We start from the raw sequence: 25,142 nt of genomic DNA on the forward strand, positions 1-25,142 counted from the left end.
TGGAACACATGGCCGCCCGCGCCAAGCCGTCAGCGCGCGCCGAGCGCGGCGCGAACGCGTGAGCGCGCCGCGCGTGTGAGCGTGAGCAGATCGCCGAGCATGCTCGGCGCGTACCCGCCGCTGCCGATCGTGGGGCCGCTTCGGCCCACTTCGTACGCGCGCTCGGCCAATTTGCCGTGCGGCGCGCGAAAGCGCAGCAGCACCTCGAATACGCGGTCGAGGGCCGCCAACCCGGCGTCGACCGGCTCGCCCCGCGCACGGGCCGCTTGCGCTTCGCCGAGCACGCGGTCGACGAGCGCCGGCCGCCCGGCGAACCGCGCGTAGATCGCCCTGAACGTGGGAAGCACGTAGGGCAGGTACGTCTCCTTGAATTCCCGATAAGCCCGGTGGTCCGATTGCGCCCCCCACAGCACGTGCTCCAGCACGAAAAGAGGCATTTCGACCGCACCGGGGCCGAGGTAGTCGTGACCGCCGACTCGAATCGGTTCGTAATACGGACGAAGCTCGTCGTAGAACACCTGCAGCGAGATGAAGCGATACGCGTAGACGATCGAGTCGACCATTTTCTGCAGATAGTCCGCCAGCGTGTCGCACCCTTGCGCGAACGCGGGCGAGCGCAGCGGCACGTCGGTCAGTTCGACGGTCAGCGCGATGGCCGCCTCGAGCGCCGCCATCGAGATGCGCACGCTCTCGAGCAGATGCGCTTCGTCGCGCAGCCCGGTGTAGCTGCGCTGCGCGTCGGCCGCCGCGGGGTTCCAGACCGTCACGTGCAGCAGCGTCTCGCGCGGCGGCAACTCGGTCGCGCGCGCCAGGTCGAGCAGCACCGGCTCGAGCCCGGGCACCGCGTCCACGGGCTCGTGTCCGTGCCGCTTGAGCGATCCCAGGAAGAACCCGATGTCCCGCATCGCGGCGGCGGCTTCGACGAAGCCCCAACCCGAGGGCACGCCGCGTGCCGGAAGGAACTCGCGCAACAGCCCGACGATGCCGGGCACATCCTGTCGACGGTTCAGGCCCGGCAGCCGCAGGACGAGCGCGCGCGCCTGCAGCGGGTCGCAGGCCGCCACGGCAGCGTGCGTGGCCGCGATCGCGCGCACCCGGTCCGGAGCGCGCTCCACTACAGGATCTCCGGCGTCGCGAGCGTCGGCCCGGGCCGGCTGCGCGACAGCGCCGCGTCGCCCTCGCGCAGCGAGCGCAGGTAATCGTAGTTCGTCGGCAAGCTCGCCCGCAGATGCTCGGCGTCGCGCCGGATCCGCGCGAACATCGCCTCGGCCTTGTCGATCGATTCCGGCCGGTGCCGCAAGAGCGGCAGCGAACGGTCGGGCAACAGCCCCAGGCCGGCAAAAATGCAGTAGTAGTTTCCGTTCAACCAGAAGTTCTTGAACTCGTAGTCGAAGGTGTCGTAGTACGTCGAATCGTCGAACGACGTGGTGGTCAGCGGCAGCCCCGCCTTGTAGCGTTCGACTTTCTCCTGGATCGCGTCCGACAGCCGCAGGTCGTGCCGGTTCGCGCGCCAGAACGCGGTGTCGTCGCGCGACGTGGTGAAATAGTGCGCCTGCACGAAATCCCGGCAGTCGTCGAACATGTAGACGATTTCGGCGTTGAATGCGTCGGCCAACCGCGGGTCGAACGACGTATCGGGGAAGTGCTTCACGAGCTGGTACAGCGCCGCGTAGATGAAGTAGATGCCCGTCGATTCCAGCGGCTCAAGAAAGCACGACGACAGCCCGATCGCGATGCAGTTGTTGACCCACGCGCGCCTGTTGCGCCCGACCCGGAACTTGATCTGGTTGAGCGGCTGCTTGTCCGACAGCCCCCACAGGTCGAGGAAGTCGGCGGTGGCCTGATCGCGCGACGTGAACTTGCTCGAGAACACGTAGCCGCTGCCGAACCGGCCCAGCATCGGGATCTTCCAGGTCCACCCGGCGTTCATCGCGATCGCCGACGTGTACGGCTCGATTCCCTCGCGCGCGTCGTCGGCCGGCACGGCGCTGGCGACCGCGCTATCGCACAGCAGATGGTCGGACATGTCGATGAAGGGCTCCTTCAGCGCCTGGTTGATCAGGAGCCCGCGCATGCCGGAGCAGTCGATGAACAAGTCCGCTTCCAGCGTGCGCCCCTCCTTGGTGGACAGGCTGGCGATGTAGCCGCGATCGTTCAGGTGAACCTGCTCGACCTCGTCGACCACGCGCTTCACCCCGCGTTCGGTGGCCCAGCGCTTCAGGAAGTCGGCCACCAGGTGCGCGTCGAAGTGCCATGCATGGGACATCTGGCGGGTGCCGTCGGGCAGGCACGGCGCCAGCCTGGCGTCGAGCGCCTCGGTCTGCGGGTAGCACGCGTATTCCATCGGCTGCGGGAAGCCCTGTTCGCGCTTGCGCAGCCAGTAGTGGGTCAGCGGCACGCCGTCGCAGTTCGGCACGTTGCCGAACAAATGGTAAAAGTGATCGCCGCGCGAACCATCGGGAGCCTTCCTCCAGTTCACGAACCTGATCGCGGACTTGAACGCGCCGTTCACCTGGGGCATCCACTCCCGCTCCGGTATCCCGAGGAAGTCGAAGAACACCTTCTGCAAACTCGGAATGGTCGCCTCGCCCACGCCGATCCGGGGGATCGCCGCGGATTCGACGAGCGTGATGTTCGCGTGCTGCTGGAGCGCCCGGACGAGGTACGAGGCGGACATCCAGCCCGCCGTGCCGCCGCCCACGATGACGATATTCTTGATCGGGTGAGTCATGACACGCTTCCCATAGGATTGAAAATCGGAATGGATAGTGCCGCCTTGTCGAATTGAATCGGCAACGCTTCCGGTAACGCGTGATGACGCGTCCGGCCCATCACGACAAATGACATCGAAAAGGCGGAGTGAATCGCAACGAACGCATGCAACAACGGGAAGCACCCATCGCACGCGGCGGCACACCGCGGAATGGATTCTGCTTCGGCAAATTGACTTTCGGATACGGCGACTGTTACTAGCGCATTTATAAACTCAGTCTACCTAATTGTTTCCAGGATCGTCGCACCGCGCGCTTGACCCTCCGACACACCATAGCAGCGTTCATGACGGCGCACTTCGAAAAATTTCATATCAATCTCCGGTTGTTCAGAGAAATTCTAAATGCCGTTAAATTTCGACGAAATACCGCACAACGATCGATTCAACTTTTTCGAAACAACAGAATTCATCTTTTCATTTTAAGCACATTAATCCAGAATCTTTTCTATCTTTAATATGCGAAATGGCAGACTGAATTCACACGAAAGAAACAAAGAATTCACAACATCAAATACAAAACCGATGACCTTTTCACATTTTGTCGATCGTGATCTCGACCTAAAAATAATTCGACTCGTCGGCAGAGAAATTCGTCATGATGTGCGCGAGCGAACACGAAGGTCATGCGATGAGCATGGGCAAGTTCGCGAAAGCGCGGATCGAACGACCGTGCATGCAGGGCAACCGCTATTTCACGGTGCACCAACTTCGACCGGACACGAACCGCGACACTGACGAATCGAGGAGGCCGCGTGCCCATCCAGGAAGCGTTGCTGAAGATGGCGATGTACGTCTCGCTGGTGCTGATCGTGCCGGGGCCGACCAATACGCTGCTGCTGTCGTCCGGGCTGAAGGTCGGCCTGCGCGGCACGTGGCCGCTGGTCGTCGCCGAGGCGCTCGGCTACGCGATCGCGATTGCCGTATGGGGATTCTTTCTGTCCACGTTCGCTGCCGGCCGGCCCTGGCTTTATGACGTGGTCAAGCTCGCGAGTTCCATCTACATCTTTTTCCTCGCGCTCAGGATGTGGACGCATAGCCGCGTGCTGCAGGACGTGTCGGTCGCGCCGGTGCGCTTTCGCGACGTGTTCGTCGCGACGATGATGAACCCGAAGGCGCTGTTGTTCTCGAGCACGCTGTTTCCGCTGGAGGCGTTCAGGTCCGCGCACTATTTCGCTTGGGCGCTCCTCGTATTTCTGGTCGTGCTCGCGCCGATCGGCATGGGCTGGTCGTCCCTCGGCGGGATCCTCACTTCGCAACGCGCGTGGGCCGCCCGTACGTCGACGCTGCTGCGCGGCGCGTCGCTCGTGTTGTTGATGTTCTCCGGCACGCTCGTGTACTCGGTCGTGAACCGCTGATCGACGCGGCGTCGCACGCGACGCTTCTCGGTGCGCCCGTCATTTCTTTCGACATCGTTCGCGTGCGAACCCGAACGGGAGCTATCGAGCGGTCAGAAATGAAGGAATCGGCGAACCGGCGCGCGCCGGCTATGGCCACGTTACCGGAATCTCAGCCCCCGCGGCACCCTGCCGGGCACGCCCCGAATTCTCTCTGCACCGCAGAGAGAATTCAGCCAATTTCCCACCCAAGCCCCCGCTTCTCACCGTGCCCAATGCGAGCGTCCGCAATTGCGCTGCAGCACCGCCCGAGGCGAAGCCTTCTCTCCAGCAGGCATGGGCGCATTCTTCGCCTTGCCCCTCGACAAACAAGTGACCCTCCTAACATCAAAGGATTGCATTTTCACATTCAATGTGATTTTATTATCACCCATCGCGCCCCGCCCCTAACCCTGCGCGGTCGCACCCCATATACCAAGGAAGACACGCAGATGGAGACAATCGCCGTCATCGGCAGCAACATGGTCGACCTCGTGACCTACGTCACACGCATGCCCGCCCGGGGCGAAACGCTAGAGGCGCCGAACTTCGAGCTCGGCTGCGGCGGCAAGGGCGCGAACCAGGCCGTCGCGGCCGCCCGCCTCGGCGCGCGCGTCGTGATGGTCACCAAGGTCGGCGACGACGTGTTCGCCGACAACACGATCCGCAACTTCGAGCGCGAAGGCATCGACACCACGCACGTGCGCAAGGTCGCCGGCGTGCCGAGCGGCGTCGCGCCGATCTTCGTCGAGCCCGATTCAAGCAACAGCATCCTGATCGTCAAGGGCGCGAATCGCCATCTGCGGCCGGCCGACATCGACGCGGCCGCGCCGATGCTCGCCGAATGCGCACTGATCGTGCTGCAACTCGAAATCGAGCTCGACACCGTCTATCACGCGATCGAATTCGGCGCGCGGCACGGCATTCCCGTGTTGCTGAACCCGGCCCCCGCCGTGGCCGACCTCGATTTCGAACGCATCCGTTCCGTCGAATTCTTCGTGCCGAACGAAACCGAGCTCGCGATCGTGTCGGGCATGCCGGTCGATTCGCGCGAGAGCGCCGCCCGCGCTGCCCAAGCGCTGGTCGCGCGCGGGCTCGAGCACGTGCTCGTCACGCTCGGCGGCAACGGCTCGCTGCTGGTGTCGCGTGACGGCGTGCACCACGTGCCGGGCGTCCCGGTCGACGCGCGCGACACGACGGGCGCCGGCGACGCGTATATCGGCTGCTTCGCACGCTGCTATGCGGCGTCGCGCGACGCGATCGATGCGATGCGTTACGCGTCCGCGTACGCCGCGCTTTCGGTCACGAGCCTCGGCACGCAGAAGTCGTACGCCGACGCCGCGACGTTCGAACGCTTCCTCCGCGACGCCGGCTTCTGACCGGCGCCTTCATCGACGAGACATTGGGAAGGAGACACCCATGAGCCGGACCCCGATCGAACACACACCCGACGGCTATTACCTGAATCGCACGCCGCTCTTCGCGTTCACGCTGCTGTGCTGCCTGTTCGCGCTGTGGGGCACCGCCGCGAACCTGAACGACGTGCTGATCGCGCAGTTCAAGAAATCGTTCTTCCTGTCCGATTTCGAATCGGCATTCGTGCAGTCCGCGTTCTATCTCGGCTACTTCTTCCTCGCGATTCCGGCCGCGACGGTCGTGAAGAAGTTCAGCTACAAGACGACGATCCTCGTCGGCCTGCTGCTCTACACGACCGGCTGCCTGCTGTTCTTCCCGGCCGCGTCGATGGCGAAGTACGGGATGTTCCTCGTCGCGCTGTTCGTGATCGCGGCCGGCCTGTCGTTCCTCGAAACGGCGTCGAACTCGTATTCGACGCTGATGGGCCCGCGCGACACCAGCACGCGGCGGCTGAACATCTCGCAGACGTTCTATCCGTTCGGCGCGATGGCCGGCGTCTACATGGGCAGCTTCCTGATCTTCAAGGAAGGCGACGCGTCGCATGCGCAGCTCGCGGCGATGTCGGCCGCCGACGCGCACACGCACCAGCTCGCGATGATCCAGGCCACGCTCGAGCCTTACAAGTGGCTGATCGTCGTGCTCGTCGCCGTGTTCATCGTGTTCGCGCTCACGCCGTATCCGGCCTGCAAGGGCAACGGCGCGAGTACGGTCACGCACCGGATCGACGCGCGCGGCACCCTCGCGCGACTGTTCGGCAACCGGCGCTTCGTCGCGGGCGTCGTCGCGCAATTCCTGTATGTGGGCGCGCAGGTCGGCGTGTGGAGCTTCACGATCCGGCTCGCGATGCAGATCGGCGGCCTCACCGAGCGCGGCGCGTCGCGCTACCTGCTCGCGACGTTCTTCGCGTTCTTCGTCGGCAAGCTGGTCGCGACGCTCGTGATGAAACGCGTCGGCCCGGCCAAGGTGCTGATCGTCTACGGCATCCTGTGCATCGCGCTGCTCGCCTACACGATCAGCGTGCACAACATCACCGCCGTGTATGCGGCCGTGTGCGTGAGCATCTTCCTCGGCCCGTGCTGGCCGACGATCTACGGGCTGACGATCGACGGCCTCGGCAAGGACACCGAATACGGCGGCTCGATCCTCGTGATGAGCATCGTCGGCGGCGCGGTCGTGCCGCTGATCCAGGGGCTGATCTCCGATCACACCGGCGGCAACATGCAGCTTGCGTTCGTCGTGCCGCTCGTCTGCTTCGTCGTGATCGTGTACTACGGCTTCTACTGCCTGCGTCACCTGCCGGCGGCGACACCCGACGCGGCGGCCGACGGCCATGCGGCCTCGCGCTACGCCGCGACGCGCAACACGTCGGGAGCCTGATCATGCGCGGCGAGATCGAATTGCGGCGCGACGACTTCCGCGAAGCGCCGCGCACGCTGTACCGCACCGACGGCCTCACCGTCACCGCGTTCGCGTATCCGTCCGGCGTCGAGGCGCTGAAGCTCGAGAACCGCCGCGGCCATCTCGTCGTACTCCCGTATCTCGGCCAGATGATCTGGGCCGCCGAATTCGACGGTCGCGACCTGACGATGAAACACATGTTCCGGCAGCCGAAGCGCGCGGCGTCGATCATCGATACCTACGGCTGCTTCATGTTCCACAGCGGGCTGCTGCGCAACGGCTGCCCGGGGCCGGACGACACGCACGCGCTGCACGGCGAGATGCCGTGCGCGCCGATGGACCGCGCGAGCCTCGTCGTCGGCATGGACGCGCGCGGCGCGACGGTCGAAGTGACCGGCGAATACGAATACGTGCAAGGGTTCGGGAGCCACTACGTCGCGCGTCCGTCGGTGCGGCTGGCCGAGCACGAGGCGCGGATGACGATAGCGATGGACGTGACGAACCTCGGCGGCACGCCGATGGACCTGATGTACATGGCGCACCTGAACTACGCGTATATGCCGGGCGGCCGCTTCGTGCAGTCGCTGCCGCGCGGCGGCATGCGGCTGCGCGACAGCGTGCCCGCGCACGTGAAGCCGACCGCCGCGTGGCGCGACTACACGGCCACGCTCGCGCGCGATCCGGCGCGACTCGCGACGCTCGATGCGCCCGCGCTGTACGACCCCGAGATCGTGTTCTTCATGAACGAGGTTGAAACGGACGCCGACGGCGTCGCGCATTTCCGGCTTGCGCATCCGGACGGCGGCGCGTTCCACACCGCCTACCGCCCCGCGCAATTTCCGCATGCGACGCGCTGGATCCTGCACAACGCGGATCAGCAGGTCGCCGCGTTCGCGCTGCCGTCGACCTGCGAGCCGGAGGGTTACGAAGCCGAGCGCCGCAAGGGCCACGTGGCGGCGCTGGCGCCCGGCGCATCGCGCCGCTTCGAAGTGCTCACCGGCTACCTCAGCGCGGCGGAAGCGCACGATGCGTGACGCGATGCCCGGCGCCGCGTCAGGTCACGAGCGCGATCCCGTGCTCGCGGATCGCCGTTTCGTAGCGGCGGCTCAGTTGCCCGTCGGAGATCACGTAGTTGAAATCGGTCAGTTCGGCGAAATAGGCCGCGCGCACTTCGTCGAACTTCGTGTGGTCGACCAGCAGGAAGCGGTTCTGCGCGCGCGCCATCACCTTCTTCTTCGCATCGACTTCGTGGAAGTTGAAGCACGTGACACCGCAGCGCTCGCTCACACCGGCCGCCGAAATGAACGCCTTCGACACGCGCACGGAATCGAGGATGCCCGTTTCGGCGACCGATTCGAACACCATGTTCTGGCGGTGATACGCGCCGCCGCACAGGATCACGTTGCAATGCGGCTTCTGCTGCAGCTTCGCGAACACGTTCAGCGAATTGCAGACCGCCGTGAATTCGAGGTCGTCCGGAATGAAATCGACGATGAACGGCGTGGTCGACCCGCAGTCGACGAAGATCGTGTCGCCGGTCGTCACGAATTGTGCGGCCAGCTTGCCGATGCGACGCTTTTCCTCGGTCTGCCGGTTGTTCTCGGCGCTGATCAGGTACTCGCCGATATCGCTGCGCTGCGCGGCGAAATGGCGCGTCACGTAGCCGCCGATCAGGCTGAGGCCGTGCGGGTTGTCCGCGAGATCGCGGCGGATCGTCATTTCGGATACGCCGAACAGCTCGGCGACTTCCCTCAGATGAATCGCGTTCTGCCCTTGCAGCACGTTCATCAATGTCTTGATCCGTTCGCCCTTCTTTGTTTCCATGCCTGTATCCTGCGTGCCCGCCGCGTGAGTCGCTCGTCGTGCCGGGCGCGCGGACCCGGCCGGAATGTCGTATTTGTAACAAACCGATGTGAAAACATCAACTTTCCGTGTGCCCTTTCCGCACATGATCCGTGGAGTCCTGACACATGCCGCTTTCCAACGCCCAACTCGCCCAAACCATCGATCACACGCTGCTCGCGCCCGACGCGAGCGACGCGCAGATCCGCGAACTCTGCCGCCAGGCGGCCGAGCATCGCTTTTACTCGGTCTGCGTGAATTCGGCGAACGTGCCGCTCGCCGCGCGCGAGCTGGCTGAGACCGGCGTGCTCGTCTGCGCGGTGGTCGGTTTCCCGCTCGGCGCGGGGCTGTCCGCCGCGAAGGCGTTCGAAGCCACCGCCGCGATTGCGGCGGGCGCCGGCGAGATCGACATGGTGATCAACATCGGCGCGCTGAAAAGCGGCCGCGCCGACGACGTAAAGGCCGACATCGACGCCGTGCATCGCGCTTGCGGCACGGTGCCGCTCAAGGTGATCCTCGAAACGGGGCTGCTGACCGACGACGAGAAGGTGCGCGTGTGCGAGATGTGCCGCGATCTCGGCGTCGCGTTCGTGAAGACGTCGACCGGGTTCGGCCACGGCGGCGCGACGCTTGCGGACGTCGCGCTGATGCGCCGCACGGTCGGGCCGACGCTCGGCGTGAAGGCGTCGGGCGGCGTGCGCGACCGCGCGGCCGCGCTCGCGATGCTCGAAGCCGGCGCGACGCGGCTCGGGACGAGTTCGGGGGTGGCGATCGTCAGCGATCAGGGAGCGAGCGCGTCGGGGTACTGATCGCCAGGGTCACCCGCTTTCGTCGGCCACCCGTGAGAACGTTCGTCAACGTGCCGCAAGCAGGCGTCCTGCTCGCGGCCGGACCGGCACGCATCCTGGCCGGCGGCGCGCGACGCTCACACGGTAATATCCGACTTGAACGCTTCGGGCGCGTGCCTGCGCAGGATCTCGAGGCATTTTTTCCGGTCGTCGATGCGCATTTCGGCAAAGGGCAGCTTGACCTTGCGCACCTTGCCGGCGCCCGAGCGCGTCGCAACCCGGTACAGCACGACCAGCGAGAACGGGCCGCGCGTCACCTCGACGACATCGCGATACGGCACCGAGATTCGCTGCACCTTGAAACGGTCGCCGAAGAACACGGCGCGCGTCATCACGAACAGGTAAGCGAGGCCACCCAGCGCGCCGACGAACGGCATGATGAACGACGTGAAGCTGAAAAACGGATTCGCGCTCGCGGCCCAAATGAAACCGCCGCCGATCACAACCAGCGCGAACACCAGGGTCGGCAACGCGAAACGGCTGCCGCGCACGATCAGCTCGGGCTCGGATAACTGCGTCAGATCGTTCATGCTTGCCTCCCGGCGTGAAAAAACAGCGGTCGTCGAATGCCGGAAATTCTACGCTGGATCGGTGCGTGCGCAACCAAGCGCGCTTGGCCCGCCGGGTCGCCCCTTCCGGGCCCGGCAACCCCGGCACAATGCTGCCCATGCGCTACGACAACGCCTTCGTCTACCCGTCCTCCGGCCTCGCCGGCCGACTGCGGCGCGTGTTTCCGTCGCCGCTGCAGAGCAATTAGCGGCTCTACGTCGATACGCTGCCGGACGGCGCGCCGGCCGAGCGCACCGTGCTGTTCGTGAAGAACGTGTTCGATCACCCGCTCTATGCGCTTGGCAGCCGGCTGTTCAGCGACGCGCTGCCGTCGCATCTCGCGCGGCCGTTCACGCATACGGCACGCGACGGACGCTACGACACGCGGCCGGCGGGGAGCGGCGGCAGCGCGCCCGACTTCCGCTGCACGGCCGAGCGTCGCACGACCGGACGCTGCCCGACGCCTTCGCGCCATTCTTCGGCGACTGGCGCGCGGCCAGCGCCGCCCTGTCGCTGCAGCGCGCGGCCGTCACCCATGTCGAAGACTGTGACCGCCTCGCGTATGCGTCGATCGACCGGCCGATCGACGCATACGCGGTGCGGCCGCTGAAGACGGTCGGCCTCGCCGACGGCGCCCCCTCGCCCGCATCGGCGTGACCGGCGAACCGCTGTGCTTCGCCGTGCCCGACGTCGCATTCCGCGTGCTGTCCGAGCGGCTGCTATAGCGCGGCTCAGGCCGTCCGGCGCGCGGACGCGCCCTCGCCGCTTTCGTCCGCGAGCCGCCCCGCATAATCGCGCGCGAACTGCACGGCGATGCGGCCCGAACGCGCACCGCGTTCGAGCGCCCACTGCAGCGCGGGCTCGCGCGCCGCGCCAATCTGCGCGTCATCGAAACCGGCCGCGCCGAGGCGGCTCGCGACGACGGCCAGGTACTCGTCCTGCGTGAAGCCGTAGAACGTGACCCAGATCCCGAAGCGCTCGGACAGCGAAATCCGCTCCTCGACCGCATCGCCCGGGTGCAGTTCGCCGTTCTCCGCGCGCGTCACGTTCGCGTTGTCGCTCGCCTGCTCGGGCATCAGGTGGCGGCGGTTCGACGTCGCGTACACCAGCACGTTCGACAGATCGCTCGCGACCGAGCCGTCGAGCACCGTCTTGAGCCCTTTGTAACCGGTCTCGCCGACCTCGAACGACAGGTCGTCGCAAAACACCAGGTAGCGCTCGGGCCGCGTGCGCACCAGTTCGACGATCGCCGGCAGATCGTTCAACCCTTCCTTGCTGACCTCGATCAGCCGCAAGCCGTGCGCCGCGAACGCATGCAGGCACGCCTTCACGATCGACGACTTGCCGGTGCCGCGCGCGCCGGTCAGCAACACGTGGTTGGCCACGAACCCGTGCACGAACTGGCGCGTGTTCCGCTCGACGATCGCCGCCTGCCGGCCGACGTTGCGCAGCGTGTCGAACGCGACGAGCGCGGGCGAGGCGATCGGCTCCAGCGGCGCCGTTCGATGGCCGCCGCCGAAACCGCGCCAGCGAAACGCAATGGCCGCGTCGAAATCGACGGCCGCCGGCGGCGAGGTGCCCGCCAGCGCCTCGAGTGCGGTCGCGATCCGTTCGAGCTGGCGCGCGAGCGCCGGCGCGGCCCCGGGCGCACGTCCGTCCGGCAGCGCGGCCGGCAGGTCCTGCATGTCGGGATGGGCGCTCATTGCCGAACGCCTTGCGCCGTGCCGGCATGAAACGGAAAGCGCTGTGCGATCGCGACGCCGAGCAACGCGACGCCGCCGCCGATCAGGTGATACAGCCGCAGCGATTCGCCAAGCAGCACGATCGCGCCGCCGGCCGTCATCACGGGCAGCAGGTTCATGAACATCGCGCAGCGGCTCGGGCCGAGCCGCCGCACGCCCTGCATCCACAGATACGGGAGCACCACCGACGCCAGCACGCCGGCGTACAGGATCAGCGGCACGCTCGCGCGCGTCGGCCACGCGGCCTGCGCGGGCAGCCGCAGCAGCATCGGCGCCATGAACACGAGCGCCGCGAGCGCCTGCACGTAGGTCGACTGCCAGGCCGGCAACGCGCCGATGCGCCAGCGCTTGAGCAGCACGCCGTAAAGCGCGTACGCGGCCGACGCGGCCAGCATCAGCAGGTCGCCCGGATGCACGCCGTGCGCGACAATCGCCGCCGGGTGCCCTTCGGCGATCAGGTAGACGACACCCGCGAGCGACAGCACCCCGCCGCCGATCATGCCGGCGCCCGGTGGATCGCCGAGCAGCAGCGAGCTCAGCAGCATCGTCATCAGCGGTACGAGCGCGGTGATGATCGCCATGTTGGTCGCGCTGCTCGTCTTCGCGGCCTCGTAGGACAGGCTCTGGAACAGCGCCATCGCGAGAAAGCCGAGCACCGCGAGCTTCGGCAGGTACGCGACGAGCACCGCGCGATTGCGCCACGCGGGGGCCAGCGTGAAGACGCTCATCAGCGCGACGGCGAGCAGCAGCCGGTAGAACGTGATGGCCGACGGATCGATCGTCGAGGCGGACAGCTTCGACACGACGACGTTGCCGGCCCACAGCGCGATCGCGCAGAAGGGGAGCAGAAAAGGAGACTTGTTCATCGCGTTTGTCGGATTAATATCGTGACAGGAGGGTCTGGCGTGAATCGGAACGCCATCGTGCCCGGCCGCCCACTGCCTGTCTCACGCCAAAATGTCACGACTTGTCGCCAATCGGACACTCGAGTCCACCCCGCCCTTCGCCCACCTGCGCTACGAATCGACGCCGATGCCCGTGTCGGCGATGGCGGCCACGTACGCGCACGGCACGTCGATCGCGCCGCACCGCCATCGCCGCGCGCAACTGCTCTATGCGATCGAGGGCGTGATGCACGTGGAGTCCGAAGGCGCGTCGTGGGTCGTGCCGCCGACGCGCGGCGTGTGGCTCGAAGCCGGGCTCGACCATACGGTGCAGATGAGCGGCGACGTGCAGATGCGCACCGTGTTCGTCGAACCGGGCGCGGTCGAGCACCTGCCCGCGCGCAGTTGCGTCGTCGAAGTGCATCCGCTGCTGCGCGAGCTGATCCTCGCCGCGGTCGACGTGCCGCTGGATTACGCGCCGGGCTCGCGCCACGATCACCTGATGCACCTGCTGCTCGCGGAAGTGACCGTCGCGCCGCTGCTGCCGCTGTATCTGCCGTGGCCGCACGACGCGCGCCTGCGGACGATCTGCGACACGCTGGTCGCCACCCCCGACGATCAGCGCACGATCGCCGAGTGGGGCGACCTGCTCGGCCTGTCGGTCCGCACGCTGCATCGCGCGTTCCGGCGCGAGACGGGGCTCAGCTTCCGCCGCTGGCGCGAGCAGGCGCGGCTGCTGCTCGCGCTCAAGCGGCTGGCGCACGGCGAGAAAGTGCTGACCGTCGCGATGGATCACGGCTACAGCAGCCAGAGCGCGTTCTCCGCGATGTTCAAGCGGCACTTCGGGATGTCGCCGTCGGCGTTTTATGCGTAACGGCAGCACGACCGCTACCGCGCCGCGATTGCCGCGACGAAACACGCGCATGCGGCATGCCGACGCCACGGGGGCGCACGTGATTCCACCTCGTCCGGCCGTGCAGGTAGCGCATCCACAGCGCCGTGCCTTGCGTCGCGGCCGGATCGGCCGCAGCGAGCACATCGTCACGCGGCACATTGACGGCCCTCGTCACCGCGAAGATGCCGAACACAGGGAGCACGCCGCCTGCGAGCGCGGCCATCGCGCCCGGCGAGCCGCGATAGAACAGCGCGATCGCGACGAGCGCGAGCACCATCAGCGTCGTACCGAGGAACAGCGGCATGAACGGCGAACGCACGATGTCGACGTCGATCGATGCTCGGCGGCGCCCTCAAAGTAAACGGCCGCCCGAAGGCGGCCGCTCGAAGTGGAATGAAGTACCGCTTACTTGCTGTAGTCGTACACCCCACGCCCGGTCTTGCGCCCGAGCCTGCCCGCCGACACCATCTCGCGCAGCAGCGGACACGCGCGATACTTCGGGTCGCCGAAATCCTTCAGGAACACGTCCATCACCGCGAGGCACACGTCGAGCCCGACGAGGTCGGCCAGCGCGAGCGGCCCGATCGGATGGTTCGCGCCGAGCTTCATCCCCGCATCGATCTCCTCGGCCGACGCGATGCCTTCGGCCAGCACGAAGAACGCCTCGTTGATCATCGGCACCAGGATCCGGTTCACGACGAAGCCCGGCGAATTGCGCACGCCGATCGGCGACTTGTCGAAACGCTCGGTCAGCGCGCGCACGGCCGACGCGGTCGCGTCGCTCGTCTGCAGCCCGCGGATGATCTCGACGAGCGGCATCAGCGGCACCGGGTTGAAGAAGTGCATGCCGAGAAAGCGCGACGGATCGGCGAGCGGCGCGGCAAGCGCGGTGATCGAGATCGACGACGTGTTGGTCGCGATGATCGCGTCCGGGTGCGCGACCGCCTCGATCTGCTTCAGGATGCGGCCCTTCAGCTCGACGTTCTCGGTCGCGGCCTCGATCACGATGTCGATCGAGGCGAGCGTCGCGTAGTCGGTCGACGTCGTGATGCGCGCGAGCGCCGCATCGCGTGCATCGGCCGCGAGCTTGTCCTTCGACACGAGCCGTTCGAGGCTGCCCTTCAGCGTCGCGAGGCCCTTGTCGAGCGCGGCGTCGCTGACGTCGATCATTACGACGTTCAGTCCTGCAACGGCGGCGGTTTGCGCAATGCCGTTACCCATGGTTCCGGCGCCCACGACGCCGACGGTTTCGATGGCCATGACGATTCCTGTGTATTCGGATGCTGAGCGGTCGATTATCAGATGTTCTCGAAGATCGCGGCAATCCCCTGGCCACCGCCGATACACATCGTCACGAGCGCGTAACGCCCGCCGATGCGCTTCAGCTCGTACAGCGCCTTCACCGTGATCAGCGCGCCGGTCGCGCCGATCGGGTGGCCGAGCGAGATGCCCGAGCCGTTCGGGTTGACCTTGGCCGGATCGAGGCCGAGTTCCTGCGTGACCGCGCACGCCTGCGCGGCGAACGCTTCGTTCGCCTCGATCACGTCGAGATCGGTGATCTTCAGGCCCGCGCGTTCGAGCGCCTTCTGCGTGGCCGGCACCGGGCCGATGCCCATGTACGCCGGATCGACGCCCGCATGCGCATACGCGACGAGGCGCGCGAGCGGCTTCGCGCCCTGCGCGCGCGCGGCGTCCGCGCTCATCATCAGCACGGCGGCGGCGGCATCGTTGATGCCCGATGCGTTGCCGGCCGTCACGGTGCCGTTCTCCTTCGCGAACACCGGCTTGAGCTTCGAGAAGTCGTCGGGGCCCGCGTCGTGCCGCACGTGCTCGTCGGTGTCGAACGCGACTTCGCCCTTCTTCGTGCGGATCGAGATCGGCAGGATCTGGTCCTTGAAGCGGCCTTCGGCGATCGCACGCGCCGCGCGACGATGCGATTCGAGCGCCAGCGCATCCTGCGCGTCACGCGAGATGTCGTATTTCTTCGCGACGTTCTCGGCCGTCACGCCCATGTGGATCGTCTGGAACGGGTCGTGCAGCGCGCCGAGCATCATGTCGACGAGCTTCGCGTCGCCCATGCGCTGGCCGAAGCGCGCGGCCGGCACGGTGTACGGCGCGCGGCTCATGCTTTCCGAGCCGCCGCCGATCGCGACGTCGGCGTCGCCGAGCATGATCGTCTGCGCGGCCGACACGATCGCCTGCAGGCCCGAGCCGCACAGGCGGTTCACGGTCAGCGCCGGCGTGTGCTGCGCGACGCCGCCGTTGATCGCCGCGACGCGCGCGAGATACATGTCTTTCGGCTCGGTGTTCACGACGTGGCCGAACACGACGTGGCCGACCGCATCGCCCGGCACGTTCGCGCGCGACAGCACTTCGGCGACCACCTTCGCACCGAGGTCGGTCGGCGAGAAATCCTTCAGGCTGCCGCCGAAATCACCGATCGCGGTGCGGACACCGCTCACCACCACGACTTCCTTCGCTGCATTGCTCATCGTCTCACTCCGGTTCGTTCGCGCCCGCGGGCGCGGGGATGCGTTGCGTTACATGTTCGGGTAATTCGGCCCGCCGCCGCCTTCCGGCGTGACCCACACGATGTTCTGCGTCGGGTCCTTGATGTCGCAGGTCTTGCAGTGCACGCAGTTCTGCGCGTTGATCACGAGGCGATCGCCGCCGTCGTCGTTCTTCACGAACTCGTACACGGCCGCCGGGCAGAAACGCGCCTCCGGCCCCGCATACGTGCGCAGGTTCACGTTCACCGGCACGCTCGCATCCTTCAGCGTCAGGTGCGCCGGCTGGTTTTCCTCGTGGTTCGTGTTCGAGATGAACACCGACGACAGCCGGTCGAACGTCAGCTTGCCGTCCGGCTTCGGATATTCGATCGGCTCGCACTGCGACGCCGGCTTCAGCATCTCGTGGTCCGCATGCTGATGATGCAGCGTCCACGGCACGTTGCCGCCCATCACCTTCTGCTCGAGCCCGACCATCAGCGTGCCGAGGTACAGGCCCTTGGCCATCCACTGCTTGAAGTTGCGCGCACGGTACAGCTCCGTGTACAGCCACGATTGCCTGAACGCATCCGGGTACGCGTTCAGTTCGTCCGACTGACGGCCGGCCTGCACCGCGTCGAATGCGGCGTCGGCGGCCAGCATGCCGGTCTTGATCGCCGCGTGACTGCCCTTGATCCGCGATGCGTTCAGGAAGCCCGCATCGTCGCCGATCAGCGCGCCGCCCGGGAACACCGTCTTCGGCAGCGACAGCAGGCCGCCGGCCGTGATCGCGCGCGCGCCGTACGATACGCGCTTGCCGCCTTCGAGAAACGCGCGGATCGACGGATGCGTCTTGTAGCGCTGGAATTCCTCGAACGGCGACAGGTACGGGTTCGTGTAGCCTAGGCCCACCACGAAGCCGACCACGACCTGGTTGTTGTCCATGTGATACAGGAACGAGCCGCCGTACGTGTCCGACTTCAGCGGCCAGCCGGCCGTGTGGATCACGAGGCCCGGCTTGTGCTTGGCCGGATCGATTTCCCACAGTTCCTTGATGCCGATCCCGTACGCCTGCGGATCGGCGTTCGCGTCGAGCTTGAACTTCGAGATCAGTTGACGGCCGAGATGGCCGCGGCAGCCTTCGGCGAACAGCGTGTACTTCGCGTGCAGCTCCATGCCGAGCTGGAAGTTCTCGGTCGGCTCGCCGTCCTTGCCCACGCCCATGTTGCCGGTCGCGACGCCCTTCACGGAACCGTCGTCGTTGTAGAGAATCTCCGCGGCGGGGAAGCCGGGGAAGATCTCCACGCCCAGCGCCTCGGCCTGCTGGCCCAGCCAGCGCGTGACGTTGCCTAGCGAGATCACGTAGTTGCCGTGGTTCTTGAAGTTGTCCGGCAGCGCCCAGTTCGGCGTCGTGACCGCGCTCTTCTCGGACAGGAACAGGAAGCGGTCTTCGCTCACCTCGACGTCGAGCGGGGCGCCGCGTTCCTTCCAGTCGGGAAACAGCTCGGTGATCGCGCGCGGGTCCATCACCGCGCCCGACAGGATGTGCGCGCCGATCTCGGAACCCTTCTCGAGCACGCACACGCCGATCTCGGCGCCTTTCTCGGCGGCCAGTTGCTTGAGCCGGATCGCCGCCGACAGCCCGGCGGGGCCGCCGCCGACGATCACGACGTCGTATTCCATCGATTCGCGCGGGCCGTATTGCTCGATGAGGCTTGCGGGGGTCATTGGCGTTCCTCTAACCGTTAGAATGCTTTTATTCGGGAGCGTATTGTCTGCGAAACGAAACGCTTGCCGCAACAACATGCAAGTAGATTAGCACGATCGTTCTATTTTTTGTGCTAGGGTAATGCCGCCCGGGCTGTGCCGCCCGGGCTGGCGCAACGACATCGAAAGGGGATGTGCAAATGGGTCGATCGATCAATCTGGAAGGCAAGGTCGCGCTGGTCACCGGCGCGTCGAGCGGCCTCGGGCAGCGTTTTGCGCAGGTGCTGTCGCAGGCGGGCGCGAAGGTCGTGCTCGCGAGCCGCCGCGTCGAGCGCCTGAAGGAGTTGCGCGCGGAGATCGAGGCGGCGGGCGGCGCCGCGCACGTCGTGTCGCTCGACGTGACGGACGTGCAGAGCATCAAGGCGGCCGTCGCGCATGCGGAGACGGAAGCCGGCACGATCGACATCCTCGTGAACAATTCGGGCGTGTCGACGATGCAGAAGCTCGTCGACATCACGCCGGCGGATTTCGAGTTCGTGTTCGATACGAACACGCGCGGCGCATTTTTCGTCGCGCAGGAAGTCGCGAAGCGGATGATCATGCGCGCGAACGGCGGCGGCAACGGCAAGCCGCCGTGCCGGATCATCAACATCGCGTCGGTGGCCGGGCTGCGCGTGTTCCCGCAGATCGGGCTGTACGCGATGAGCAAGGCCGCGGTCGTGCAGATGACGCGCGCGATGGCGCTGGAGTGGGGGCGCCACGGGATCAACGTGAACGCGATCTGCCCGGGCTATATCGATACCGAAATCAATCATTACCTGTGGGAAACCGAGCAGGGCCAGAAGCTGCAGTCGATGCTGCCGCGCCGGCGCGTCGGCAAGCCGCAGGATCTCGACGGGCTGTTGTTGCTGCTCGCGGCCGACGAGTCGCAGTTCATCAATGGCTCGATCATCTCCGCGGACGACGGCTTCGGCCTTGCGTGAGCGGATGACATTTCGCAACAAAGAAGACTGCCATGAGTGCAACTAGCGATTACTCCCCTGTTTTTGAGATGTCGATGCCGATCCGCTGGGGCGACATGGACGCATTCGGCCATGTGAACAACACGGTCTATTTCCGCTACATGGAGCAGGCGCGGATATCGTGGTTCGAGCAGCTCGGCATTGCGGGCGGCAATGGCGAGGGGCAGGGGCCCGTCATCGTCACCGCGTCGATGGAGTTCCTCAAACAGCTGCACTATCCGGGCGACGTGATCGCGAGGATGTCGGCCGCGAAGCCCGGCCGAAGCAGTTTCGACACCGGGTTCGAGCTCACGCGCGCGGACGATCCGCAGCATGTTTATGCACGCGGCAACGCACGTTGCGTGTGGGTCGACTACGCGCTCGGCAAGTCGGTGCCGCTGCCGCCCTTGCTGCGCGACACGATCGAGCACGCGCTGGCGACGAAAGTCGGCTGAGCGTGCATATCGGCAGGCGGCGCGTACCGGGTCGCCGGGGGCGCGCCGGGCCGGTCGTGTCCGTCAATCGGCCGCCGTGTGCGGCTGATCGTCATTCGCGCGCCGCGACGCAAGGCGCGTTCACTGCCCGAGCAGGCGCTGCAGCAGCTCCGGCGTATTGTTCGTTCCGTATTTGCGCATCAGCCGCGCGCGGTAGATGTCGACCGTGCGCGAGCTGATGTCGAGCACGCGTCCGATTTGCTTGCTGGTCTTGCCGGTCGCGAGCTGCGCCGCGATCTCGCGCTCGCGCGGGGTCAGTTCGACCGCGACGCGGCGCGTCGCGCTCAAATCCTCGAAGGTCCAGACGCCGGCCGCGAGCGGCTCGGTGCGGTCGAGCGCGCGGCCCGTCACGTGGCACCAGAACAGTTCGCCGTCCGCGCGCTTCATGATTCTGTCATCCGAATAGACACCGTTCGCGACCATCACGCGTGCGATGCGCTCGCCGATTCGCTGGAATTCGTCCGTGGACGGGTAGAGCACCGCATACGATTGTCCGATCAGGTCGGCCCGCGCGCAGCGAAAGATCGACGCGAGCGCGTCGTTGCAGTCCTCGATCACGCGGTCGCGCGACAGCACGAGGCCGAGCGGCGCGAGGTGGAAGGCGGTCTGGTAATCGAGATCGGGCATGGTGCGGGGGGCGGAGGGAAATGCTTATGTATTTTTGCGTATTGTGCCGCATCCGCGCCGCATCGTACCCTTTCAGGCATCTCGCGGCGTTCGTCGCGACATAAAAAGCGCGCCTCGACGCAGGCATCGCCGCGCATGCATAGAATGGTGCGGCGGGCTTGCGCCACGTGGCGCGTGAACCGGTTTTGCTGGTTTCCATAGAGGAAGGGACAACTGATGAACAAAGTCTATCCAAGCGCGGCTGCCGCGCTGGAGGGGATCGTCCGCGACGGACAGACCTTCGCGGTGGGCGGCTTCGGCCTGTGCGGCATTCCCGAGGCGCTGATCGCGGCGTTGCGCGATTCGGGCGTCAAGGGCATCACCTGCATCAGCAACAACGCGGGCGTCGACGGTTTCGGCCTCGGCCTGCTGCTGGAAACGCGCCAGATCAAGAAGATGATCTCGTCGTACGTCGGCGAGAACAAGGAGTTCGAGCGCCAGTACCTGGCCGGCGAACTCGAGCTCGAATTCGCGCCGCAGGGCACGCTCGCCGAGAAGCTGCGCGCGGGCGGCGCGGGCATCCCCGCGTTCTTCACGAATACCGGCTACGGCACCGTGATCGCGGAAGGCAAGGAAACGCGCCAGTTCGGCGATCGCCACTACGTGCTCGAGCCGTCGCTGACGGCCGACGTCGCGCTCGTCAAGGCGTGGAAGGCCGACAAGTCCGGCAACCTCATTTACCGCCGCACCGCGCGCAACTTCAACCCGATGTGCGCGATGGCCGGCAAGATCACCGTGGTGGAGGTCGAGGAGATCGTCGAGAACGGCACGCTCGATCCGGATCAGGTTCATACGCCGGGGATCTTCGTGCAGCGCATCGTGCTGAACGCGACGCCGGAAAAACGCATCGAACAACGCGTCGTACGCGCGAAAGGAGACTGACATGGCCTGGAATCGTGACCAGATGGCCGCGCGCGCGGCGAAGGAACTGCAGGACGGCTTCTACGTGAACCTCGGCATCGGCCTGCCGACGCTCGTCGCGAACCACGTGCCGGACGGCGTCGAGGTGTGGCTGCAGTCGGAGAACGGCCTGCTCGGCATCGGCCCGTCGCCGACCGAAGACGAAGTCGACGCCGATCTGATCAACGCCGGCAAGCAGACCGTCACGACGCTGCCCGGTTCGTCGATCTTCTCGTCGGCCGATTCGTTCGCGATGATCCGCGGCGGCCACATCAACCTCGCGATCCTCGGCGCGATGCAGGTCAGCAAGCAGGGCGACCTCGCGAACTGGATGATCCCCGGCAAGATGATCAAGGGGATGGGCGGCGCGATGGACCTCGTCGCGGGGGTGGGGCGTGTCGTCGTGCTGATGGAGCATGTCGCGAAGGGCGACCAGCACAAGATTCTCGAGGCATGCAACCTGCCGCTCACGGGTGTCGGCGTGGTCGACCTGATCATCACCGATCTCGGCGTGATCGAAGTGACGCCGTCCGGGTTGAAGGTGCTCGAACTCGCCGACGGCGTGAGCGTCGACGAGATCCAGGCGAAGACGGGCGCGCCGCTCGACGTCAGCGCCGTGGCCTGAGCACTACCCTGGTGCGTGATCCTCGACGCCCCGCGTTCCCGACGGAACGCGGGGCGTTTTGTCATGCATGCACGTGTCACGCAATCGCGCCGCCGCCGTCGATCAGTACCGTCGAGCCGGTTGCATAAGGCGTGGCCGCCAGATACAGGATCGCGTTCGCGACATCCTCCGGCTGGCCGACCCTGCGCGCCGGAAGCCGCTGGGCGGCGCCCGCGTACATCGCGTCGCGGGCGTCGGGTGCGAGCTTGTCCCACAGCGGCGTCGCGATCAGGCCCGGCGACACGGTATTCACGCGAACCGGCGCCAGTTCGAGCGCCAGCCCGCGGGCGAGCGCCTCGAGCGCCGCGTTGATCGCGCCTTGCAGGACGGACGACGCGCTCGGCCGCACGCTGAGGAAACCCGACACGAACGTCAGCGAGCCGCCTGGCGCGATATCGATCGCGCGGGCGATGCGATAGGCGCCCCAGAACTTGCTGTCCATCGCTGCCTGCGCGTCGGCCAGCGGCAACGCCCGGACCGGGCCCGTGGCCGTCTTCGCGGCTGAAATCACGACGTGGTCGAACCGGCCGGCGCGCGCGCAGAACGCGTCGACGTCCGCCGTATCGGTGATGTCGAGCGCGGCGGTCCGCACCTGCGCGCCCGGGATGGCGTCGACGTCGAACCTGGCCGGGTCGCGCGACGCGATCGTCAGATGCGCGCCGCGCCGCGCGAATGCCGTCGCGGTGGCGGCGCCGATGCCGGAGCTTCCGCCGACGACGAGTACGTTCTTTCCGTGGAGCGGATCGTTCATGGAAGTCATCTCCTGGATGATGAGTTAAACGGAATGAGCTGAGCGGAATCCGGTCAGATCGTTTCGGTCTCGCGCAGCGTCGACGGGCTGTGCAGCGCGAAGCGCGCGATGTCGTCCTTGCGCATGAAAGCGACCCCCGGGTGTGATCGAGCGTAGTGCAGGAAGGCGTCCCACGCGCGGACCATCTGCGGCGTGCCGCTGATCCGGTCGTGCGCGCTGATCGACATCAGTTTGCGCCGCTGTCCGGCTTCCGCGTACAACTGGTCGAAATCGAGCTTGATCTGCTCGAGGAACATCGTCGGCGAGTAGTTGCGGCCTTCGATCAGCAGGATGTCGTTGTTGCGCAGCGTGTACGGGACCACCGCGAAATCGCGACCGCCGACGAGCTCGATGAACGGTTCGTCGCGACTGACGTCGTCGATGTGATACAGGTAGCCGAGTTCCTGCAGCAGCGACAGCGTATGCGGCCCGCGCCGCAGCCAGTTGCAGTTGTAGCCGGTCGGGCGCTGGCCGGTCACCGCTTCGACCATGTCGCGCGCTTCGGTCAGGAAGCGGCGCTCGTCGTCGCGGCTCATCGCGAATTGCGCGCGCCACGTCGGGCCGTGCGCGGCGGCTTCGTGGCCGCGCGACACGATCTCGCGCGCCAGTTCGGGGTGCCGGCGCGCGGCTTCCCCGATCATGTGCGACGTCACTTTCACGCCGTGCCGGTCCCACAGATCGAGCAGCCGCGGAATGCCTTCCCGGTAGCCATACGCAAACCAGGTGGCCGATGCGAGATCGACCGGCACCGACGGCGGGAACGCGACGGCCGGAAACGGGCTGTCCGCCCCCGTGGGCGGTTGACCGCCCGCCTCGAACTGCATCGAGATCGAGATCACGAGCCGCGCGCCGTTCGGCCAGAACGGCGTGGCGCCCGGTGTCGCGGGCGCCGGCGTCGGCGCGGCGGTGGCGGCCACGGACGTGCCCGCGGCCAGCGCGACGCCGGCCGCGAGCCCGGCGCCGGCCTGGGCCAGGAACGTGCGGCGCGGCAGAGGCGTCGCGGAAGTGTCGTTATCGTGAGTCATGGTCCCCTCCGTCAGCCGACGAGCCCGAGCTGACGCATCAGCGTCAGGTTGTCCTCGATGTGCCAGTTTTCGGCGATCCGGCCGTGGTCGATCCGATAGATATCGGTCGCGATGAAGTCGATCGCCTGCCCGCGCCCGGCCGTTCCGTTGAACGCCCCGGTGAAATGCCCGCGGAAATGCAGGTGCACGACGACCCGGTCGCCGGCGACGATCATCTGTTCGATGTCGCAGCGCAAGTCGGGGATCGCGCCGCGCATCGTGCTCGAGGCCGCGAGCGGCCCCGGTACGCCTTGTTCGCGGCCGGGCGGCAGCGTGCGGTCGGTGAAGTCGTCTGCGAGCGCGGCGCGGGCGAGCGCGGGGTCGCCGGTATTCCAGAAGCTGCCGTAGCGGCGCGCGGCCAGCACTTGTGCGCGGGCCTGCGCGGCCGGCAAGCCTGCCGCGACGGTCAGGGTGTGCGGCGCGACGAGATCGGCGGCATGGGCGGCGGCGGGCCAGAGCGCCACGACGCAAGCGGCTGCCGCGAATGCGTGCGCGACGGGGCGGGTGGCCGAACGAAGGCGGATCGACATGGTTTCGAGGGTCCTGTGAAAGCGTCAGGCGACGACGCGGAACAGGTATGGTAGGTTTCCGTTCTGCATACAAATACGGGCAAAAGGCGAATGGATTATTCGAAAAAAGGAAAGGTTGGGGTGAGGCGAGCGCCATGACGCTGATCGACGATTTTCCGGCGCTCGATACCTTCGCGCGGATCGTGTCCGCCGGCAGCCTGTCGGCGGCGGCGCGCGAGCTCGATCTGTCGTTGTCCGTCGTCAGCAAGCGGCTCGCGCATCTCGAATCGCGGCTCGGCGTGCGCCTGCTGCACCGGACGACGCGGCAGCAAACGCTCACCGACGACGGCGCGCAGTTTCACGCGCAGGTGCTGCGCATCCTCGCCGAGATCGAGCATGCGGAAACGCTGATGCGCGATCGCCGCGGCACGGTTAGCGGCGTGCTGCGCGTGACGGCGCCTGGCGAGCTCGGCCGCCTGCGGATCGCGCCGCTTGTAGCGGCCTTTCAGCAGCGACATCCTCAACTGACCGTGCAATTGATGCTGACCGATACGGTCGTCGATCTGCTCGCGTTCGACATCGACGTCGCCGTGCGGATCGGCAATCTTGCCGATTCGACGATGATCGCGCGCGAGCTGGCGCCGAATCATCGCGTGCTGTGCGCGTCGCCGGGCTATCTCGCGGCGCACGGGGCGCCGGCCCATCCGGCCGAGCTTCGTGCGCATCGATGCATCGTGATGGGCGACCAGCCGCGTGCCGAATGGCGATTCGACGGCACGCAAGGCGGCGTGGCGGTCGAGGTGACGGCCGCGCTGCTGACCAACGACGGCGGCGCGGCGCGCACGCTGGCGCTCGAGGGCGCGGGTATTGCGCTGAAGTCGATCTGGGACGTCGGCGCCGATCTCGACGCCGGCCGGCTCGTACGCGTGCTGCCGGCCTTCGCGGCGTCCGCCGCGCCGCTGCATGCCGTCTATCCTGGCGGCCGTCACGTGCCGTTGCGCGTGCGGACGTTCGTCGATTTCCTGCGCGAGCAGTTGCGTGACGCGTGGCGCCGCCACGACTGAACCCGTTCCGGGTGGCGGGCCGGGCGCGTGGCGCCCCGTCATTCCGAAGCGGTTTACAATCGTTTGCATCGGGCGCC

The 25,142-nt window shown here is 66.6% G+C and carries 25 protein-coding genes; 11 read left to right on the forward strand and 14 right to left on the reverse strand.

What is annotated here, in order from left to right; genetic code table 11:
• Window positions 1–29: 29 nt before the first annotated feature.
• Window positions 30–1,115: a monodechloroaminopyrrolnitrin synthase PrnB gene (gene prnB, locus AC3IFE_RS29600; RefSeq protein ID WP_089471056.1), complete on the reverse strand. Its 1,086-nt coding sequence runs from the start codon at window positions 1,113–1,115 to the stop codon at window positions 30–32.
• On the reverse strand, window positions 1,115–2,731 hold the full coding sequence (locus AC3IFE_RS29605) for a tryptophan halogenase family protein (protein ID WP_489193742.1): 1,617 nt from the start codon (window positions 2,729–2,731) through the stop codon (window positions 1,115–1,117). Before AC3IFE_RS29605 ends, prnB begins: the two co-directional genes overlap by 1 nt.
• A 794-nt stretch (window positions 2,732–3,525) precedes the next feature.
• Here AC3IFE_RS29605 and AC3IFE_RS29610 point away from each other — a divergent pair.
• The 4 genes from AC3IFE_RS29610 to AC3IFE_RS29625 all read left to right on the forward strand — a co-directional run bounded on the left by AC3IFE_RS29610 (window position 3,526) and on the right by AC3IFE_RS29625 (window position 7,994).
• The gene (locus AC3IFE_RS29610; protein ID WP_489193744.1) at window positions 3,526–4,128 is read left to right on the forward strand and encodes a LysE family translocator; all 603 of its coding nucleotides are present in this window, start codon (window positions 3,526–3,528) and stop codon (window positions 4,126–4,128) included.
• A 470-nt stretch (window positions 4,129–4,598) separates the two neighbouring features.
• Window positions 4,599–5,525 (forward strand): ribokinase, encoded by a 927-nt coding sequence (rbsK, locus tag AC3IFE_RS29615; RefSeq protein WP_089471053.1) that lies wholly within the window; start codon window positions 4,599–4,601, stop codon window positions 5,523–5,525.
• 40 nt (window positions 5,526–5,565) lie between these two features.
• Window positions 5,566–6,939: an L-fucose:H+ symporter permease gene (fucP, locus tag AC3IFE_RS29620; RefSeq protein ID WP_489193747.1), complete on the forward strand. Its 1,374-nt coding sequence runs from the start codon at window positions 5,566–5,568 to the stop codon at window positions 6,937–6,939.
• 2 nt (window positions 6,940–6,941) lie between these two features.
• Complete coding sequence (locus AC3IFE_RS29625; RefSeq protein ID WP_489193749.1) at window positions 6,942–7,994, forward strand: aldose 1-epimerase family protein; 1,053 nt, start codon at window positions 6,942–6,944, stop codon at window positions 7,992–7,994.
• A gap of 19 nt (window positions 7,995–8,013) precedes the next feature.
• On the opposite strand, the gene deoR is transcribed toward AC3IFE_RS29625, so the two are convergent.
• Window positions 8,014–8,784, reverse strand: a complete 771-nt coding sequence (gene deoR, locus AC3IFE_RS29630) for a DNA-binding transcriptional repressor DeoR (protein ID WP_012337409.1) — start codon at window positions 8,782–8,784, stop codon at window positions 8,014–8,016.
• Between the two features lie 146 nt (window positions 8,785–8,930).
• On the opposite strand from deoR, the gene deoC reads away from it, so the two are divergent.
• Entirely contained in the window at window positions 8,931–9,611 is a 681-nt protein-coding gene (gene deoC, locus AC3IFE_RS29635; protein WP_089471049.1) for a deoxyribose-phosphate aldolase, read from the forward strand.
• Between the two features lie 116 nt (window positions 9,612–9,727).
• On the opposite strand, the gene AC3IFE_RS29640 is transcribed toward deoC, so the two are convergent.
• The 3 genes from AC3IFE_RS29640 to AC3IFE_RS29650 all read right to left on the reverse strand — a co-directional run bounded on the left by AC3IFE_RS29640 (window position 9,728) and on the right by AC3IFE_RS29650 (window position 12,807).
• A complete protein-coding gene (locus tag AC3IFE_RS29640) occupies window positions 9,728–10,180 on the reverse strand; it encodes a hypothetical protein (RefSeq protein WP_301736734.1) in 453 nt (150 codons plus the stop codon).
• Window positions 10,181–10,930: 750 nt separating this feature from the next.
• Entirely contained in the window at window positions 10,931–11,902 is a 972-nt protein-coding gene (locus AC3IFE_RS29645) for an ATP-binding protein (protein WP_489193752.1), read from the reverse strand.
• The gene (locus AC3IFE_RS29650) at window positions 11,899–12,807 is read right to left on the reverse strand and encodes a DMT family transporter (RefSeq protein ID WP_489193754.1); all 909 of its coding nucleotides are present in this window, start codon (window positions 12,805–12,807) and stop codon (window positions 11,899–11,901) included. Before AC3IFE_RS29650 ends, AC3IFE_RS29645 begins: the two co-directional genes overlap by 4 nt.
• Window positions 12,808–12,898: 91 nt before the next feature.
• On the opposite strand from AC3IFE_RS29650, the gene AC3IFE_RS29655 reads away from it, so the two are divergent.
• Window positions 12,899–13,699: an AraC family transcriptional regulator gene (locus tag AC3IFE_RS29655; RefSeq protein WP_489193756.1), complete on the forward strand. Its 801-nt coding sequence runs from the start codon at window positions 12,899–12,901 to the stop codon at window positions 13,697–13,699.
• On the opposite strand, the gene AC3IFE_RS29660 is transcribed toward AC3IFE_RS29655, so the two are convergent.
• The 4 genes from AC3IFE_RS29660 to AC3IFE_RS29675 all read right to left on the reverse strand — a co-directional run bounded on the left by AC3IFE_RS29660 (window position 13,656) and on the right by AC3IFE_RS29675 (window position 17,934).
• Window positions 13,656–13,997 (reverse strand): anthrone oxygenase family protein, encoded by a 342-nt coding sequence (locus tag AC3IFE_RS29660; protein ID WP_489193758.1) that lies wholly within the window; start codon window positions 13,995–13,997, stop codon window positions 13,656–13,658. The genes AC3IFE_RS29655 and AC3IFE_RS29660 overlap by 44 nt on opposite strands.
• 128 nt (window positions 13,998–14,125) lie before the next feature.
• Window positions 14,126–14,980, reverse strand: coding sequence for a 3-hydroxybutyryl-CoA dehydrogenase (locus AC3IFE_RS29665; protein ID WP_489193760.1), 855 nt, complete (start codon window positions 14,978–14,980; stop codon window positions 14,126–14,128).
• A 38-nt stretch (window positions 14,981–15,018) separates the two neighbouring features.
• Window positions 15,019–16,212, reverse strand: coding sequence for a beta-ketothiolase BktB (bktB, locus tag AC3IFE_RS29670; RefSeq protein ID WP_089471044.1), 1,194 nt, complete (start codon window positions 16,210–16,212; stop codon window positions 15,019–15,021).
• A 48-nt stretch (window positions 16,213–16,260) separates the two neighbouring features.
• Window positions 16,261–17,934, reverse strand: coding sequence for an electron transfer flavoprotein-ubiquinone oxidoreductase (locus tag AC3IFE_RS29675; RefSeq protein ID WP_489193762.1), 1,674 nt, complete (start codon window positions 17,932–17,934; stop codon window positions 16,261–16,263).
• Between the two features lie 179 nt (window positions 17,935–18,113).
• Between AC3IFE_RS29675 and AC3IFE_RS29680 the strand changes: the two genes are divergently transcribed.
• Together AC3IFE_RS29680 and AC3IFE_RS29685 are read left to right on the forward strand one after the other, a co-directional pair.
• The gene (locus tag AC3IFE_RS29680; RefSeq protein WP_089467273.1) at window positions 18,114–18,896 is read left to right on the forward strand and encodes an SDR family oxidoreductase; all 783 of its coding nucleotides are present in this window, start codon (window positions 18,114–18,116) and stop codon (window positions 18,894–18,896) included.
• Window positions 18,897–18,928: 32 nt separating this feature from the next.
• Window positions 18,929–19,369: an acyl-CoA thioesterase gene (locus tag AC3IFE_RS29685; protein WP_089434924.1), complete on the forward strand. Its 441-nt coding sequence runs from the start codon at window positions 18,929–18,931 to the stop codon at window positions 19,367–19,369.
• Between the two features lie 120 nt (window positions 19,370–19,489).
• On the opposite strand, the gene AC3IFE_RS29690 is transcribed toward AC3IFE_RS29685, so the two are convergent.
• The gene (locus AC3IFE_RS29690; RefSeq protein ID WP_089467274.1) at window positions 19,490–20,035 is read right to left on the reverse strand and encodes a LuxR C-terminal-related transcriptional regulator; all 546 of its coding nucleotides are present in this window, start codon (window positions 20,033–20,035) and stop codon (window positions 19,490–19,492) included.
• A 216-nt stretch (window positions 20,036–20,251) separates the two neighbouring features.
• Between AC3IFE_RS29690 and AC3IFE_RS29695 the strand changes: the two genes are divergently transcribed.
• Both AC3IFE_RS29695 and AC3IFE_RS29700 read left to right on the forward strand, forming a co-directional pair.
• Window positions 20,252–20,956 carry a CoA transferase subunit A gene (locus AC3IFE_RS29695; protein ID WP_489193765.1) on the forward strand — a complete coding sequence of 235 codons (705 nt, stop codon included), beginning with the start codon at window positions 20,252–20,254 and terminating at the stop codon, window positions 20,954–20,956.
• Between the two features lies 1 nt (window position 20,957).
• Complete coding sequence (locus tag AC3IFE_RS29700; RefSeq protein WP_089467276.1) at window positions 20,958–21,599, forward strand: CoA transferase subunit B; 642 nt, start codon at window positions 20,958–20,960, stop codon at window positions 21,597–21,599.
• A 76-nt stretch (window positions 21,600–21,675) separates the two neighbouring features.
• Here AC3IFE_RS29700 and AC3IFE_RS29705 read toward each other — a convergent pair whose 3' ends face one another.
• From AC3IFE_RS29705 to AC3IFE_RS29715, 3 genes are read right to left on the reverse strand one after another with little or no spacing between them, the layout of a single operon-like run.
• Window positions 21,676–22,389: an SDR family oxidoreductase gene (locus AC3IFE_RS29705; protein WP_489193767.1), complete on the reverse strand. Its 714-nt coding sequence runs from the start codon at window positions 22,387–22,389 to the stop codon at window positions 21,676–21,678.
• Between the two features lie 53 nt (window positions 22,390–22,442).
• Entirely contained in the window at window positions 22,443–23,453 is a 1,011-nt protein-coding gene (locus AC3IFE_RS29710; protein ID WP_489193769.1) for a polysaccharide deacetylase family protein, read from the reverse strand.
• 11 nt (window positions 23,454–23,464) lie between these two features.
• Window positions 23,465–24,022, reverse strand: a complete 558-nt coding sequence (locus AC3IFE_RS29715) for an ester cyclase (protein ID WP_489193771.1) — start codon at window positions 24,020–24,022, stop codon at window positions 23,465–23,467.
• 134 nt (window positions 24,023–24,156) lie between these two features.
• Here AC3IFE_RS29715 and AC3IFE_RS29720 point away from each other — a divergent pair, with 134 nt between their 5' ends.
• Window positions 24,157–25,065: a LysR family transcriptional regulator gene (locus tag AC3IFE_RS29720; RefSeq protein WP_489193773.1), complete on the forward strand. Its 909-nt coding sequence runs from the start codon at window positions 24,157–24,159 to the stop codon at window positions 25,063–25,065.
• The last annotated feature ends 77 nt before the right edge of the window (window positions 25,066–25,142 follow it).

The organism is Burkholderia sp. APQ4-4ca, from assembly GCF_057837105.1.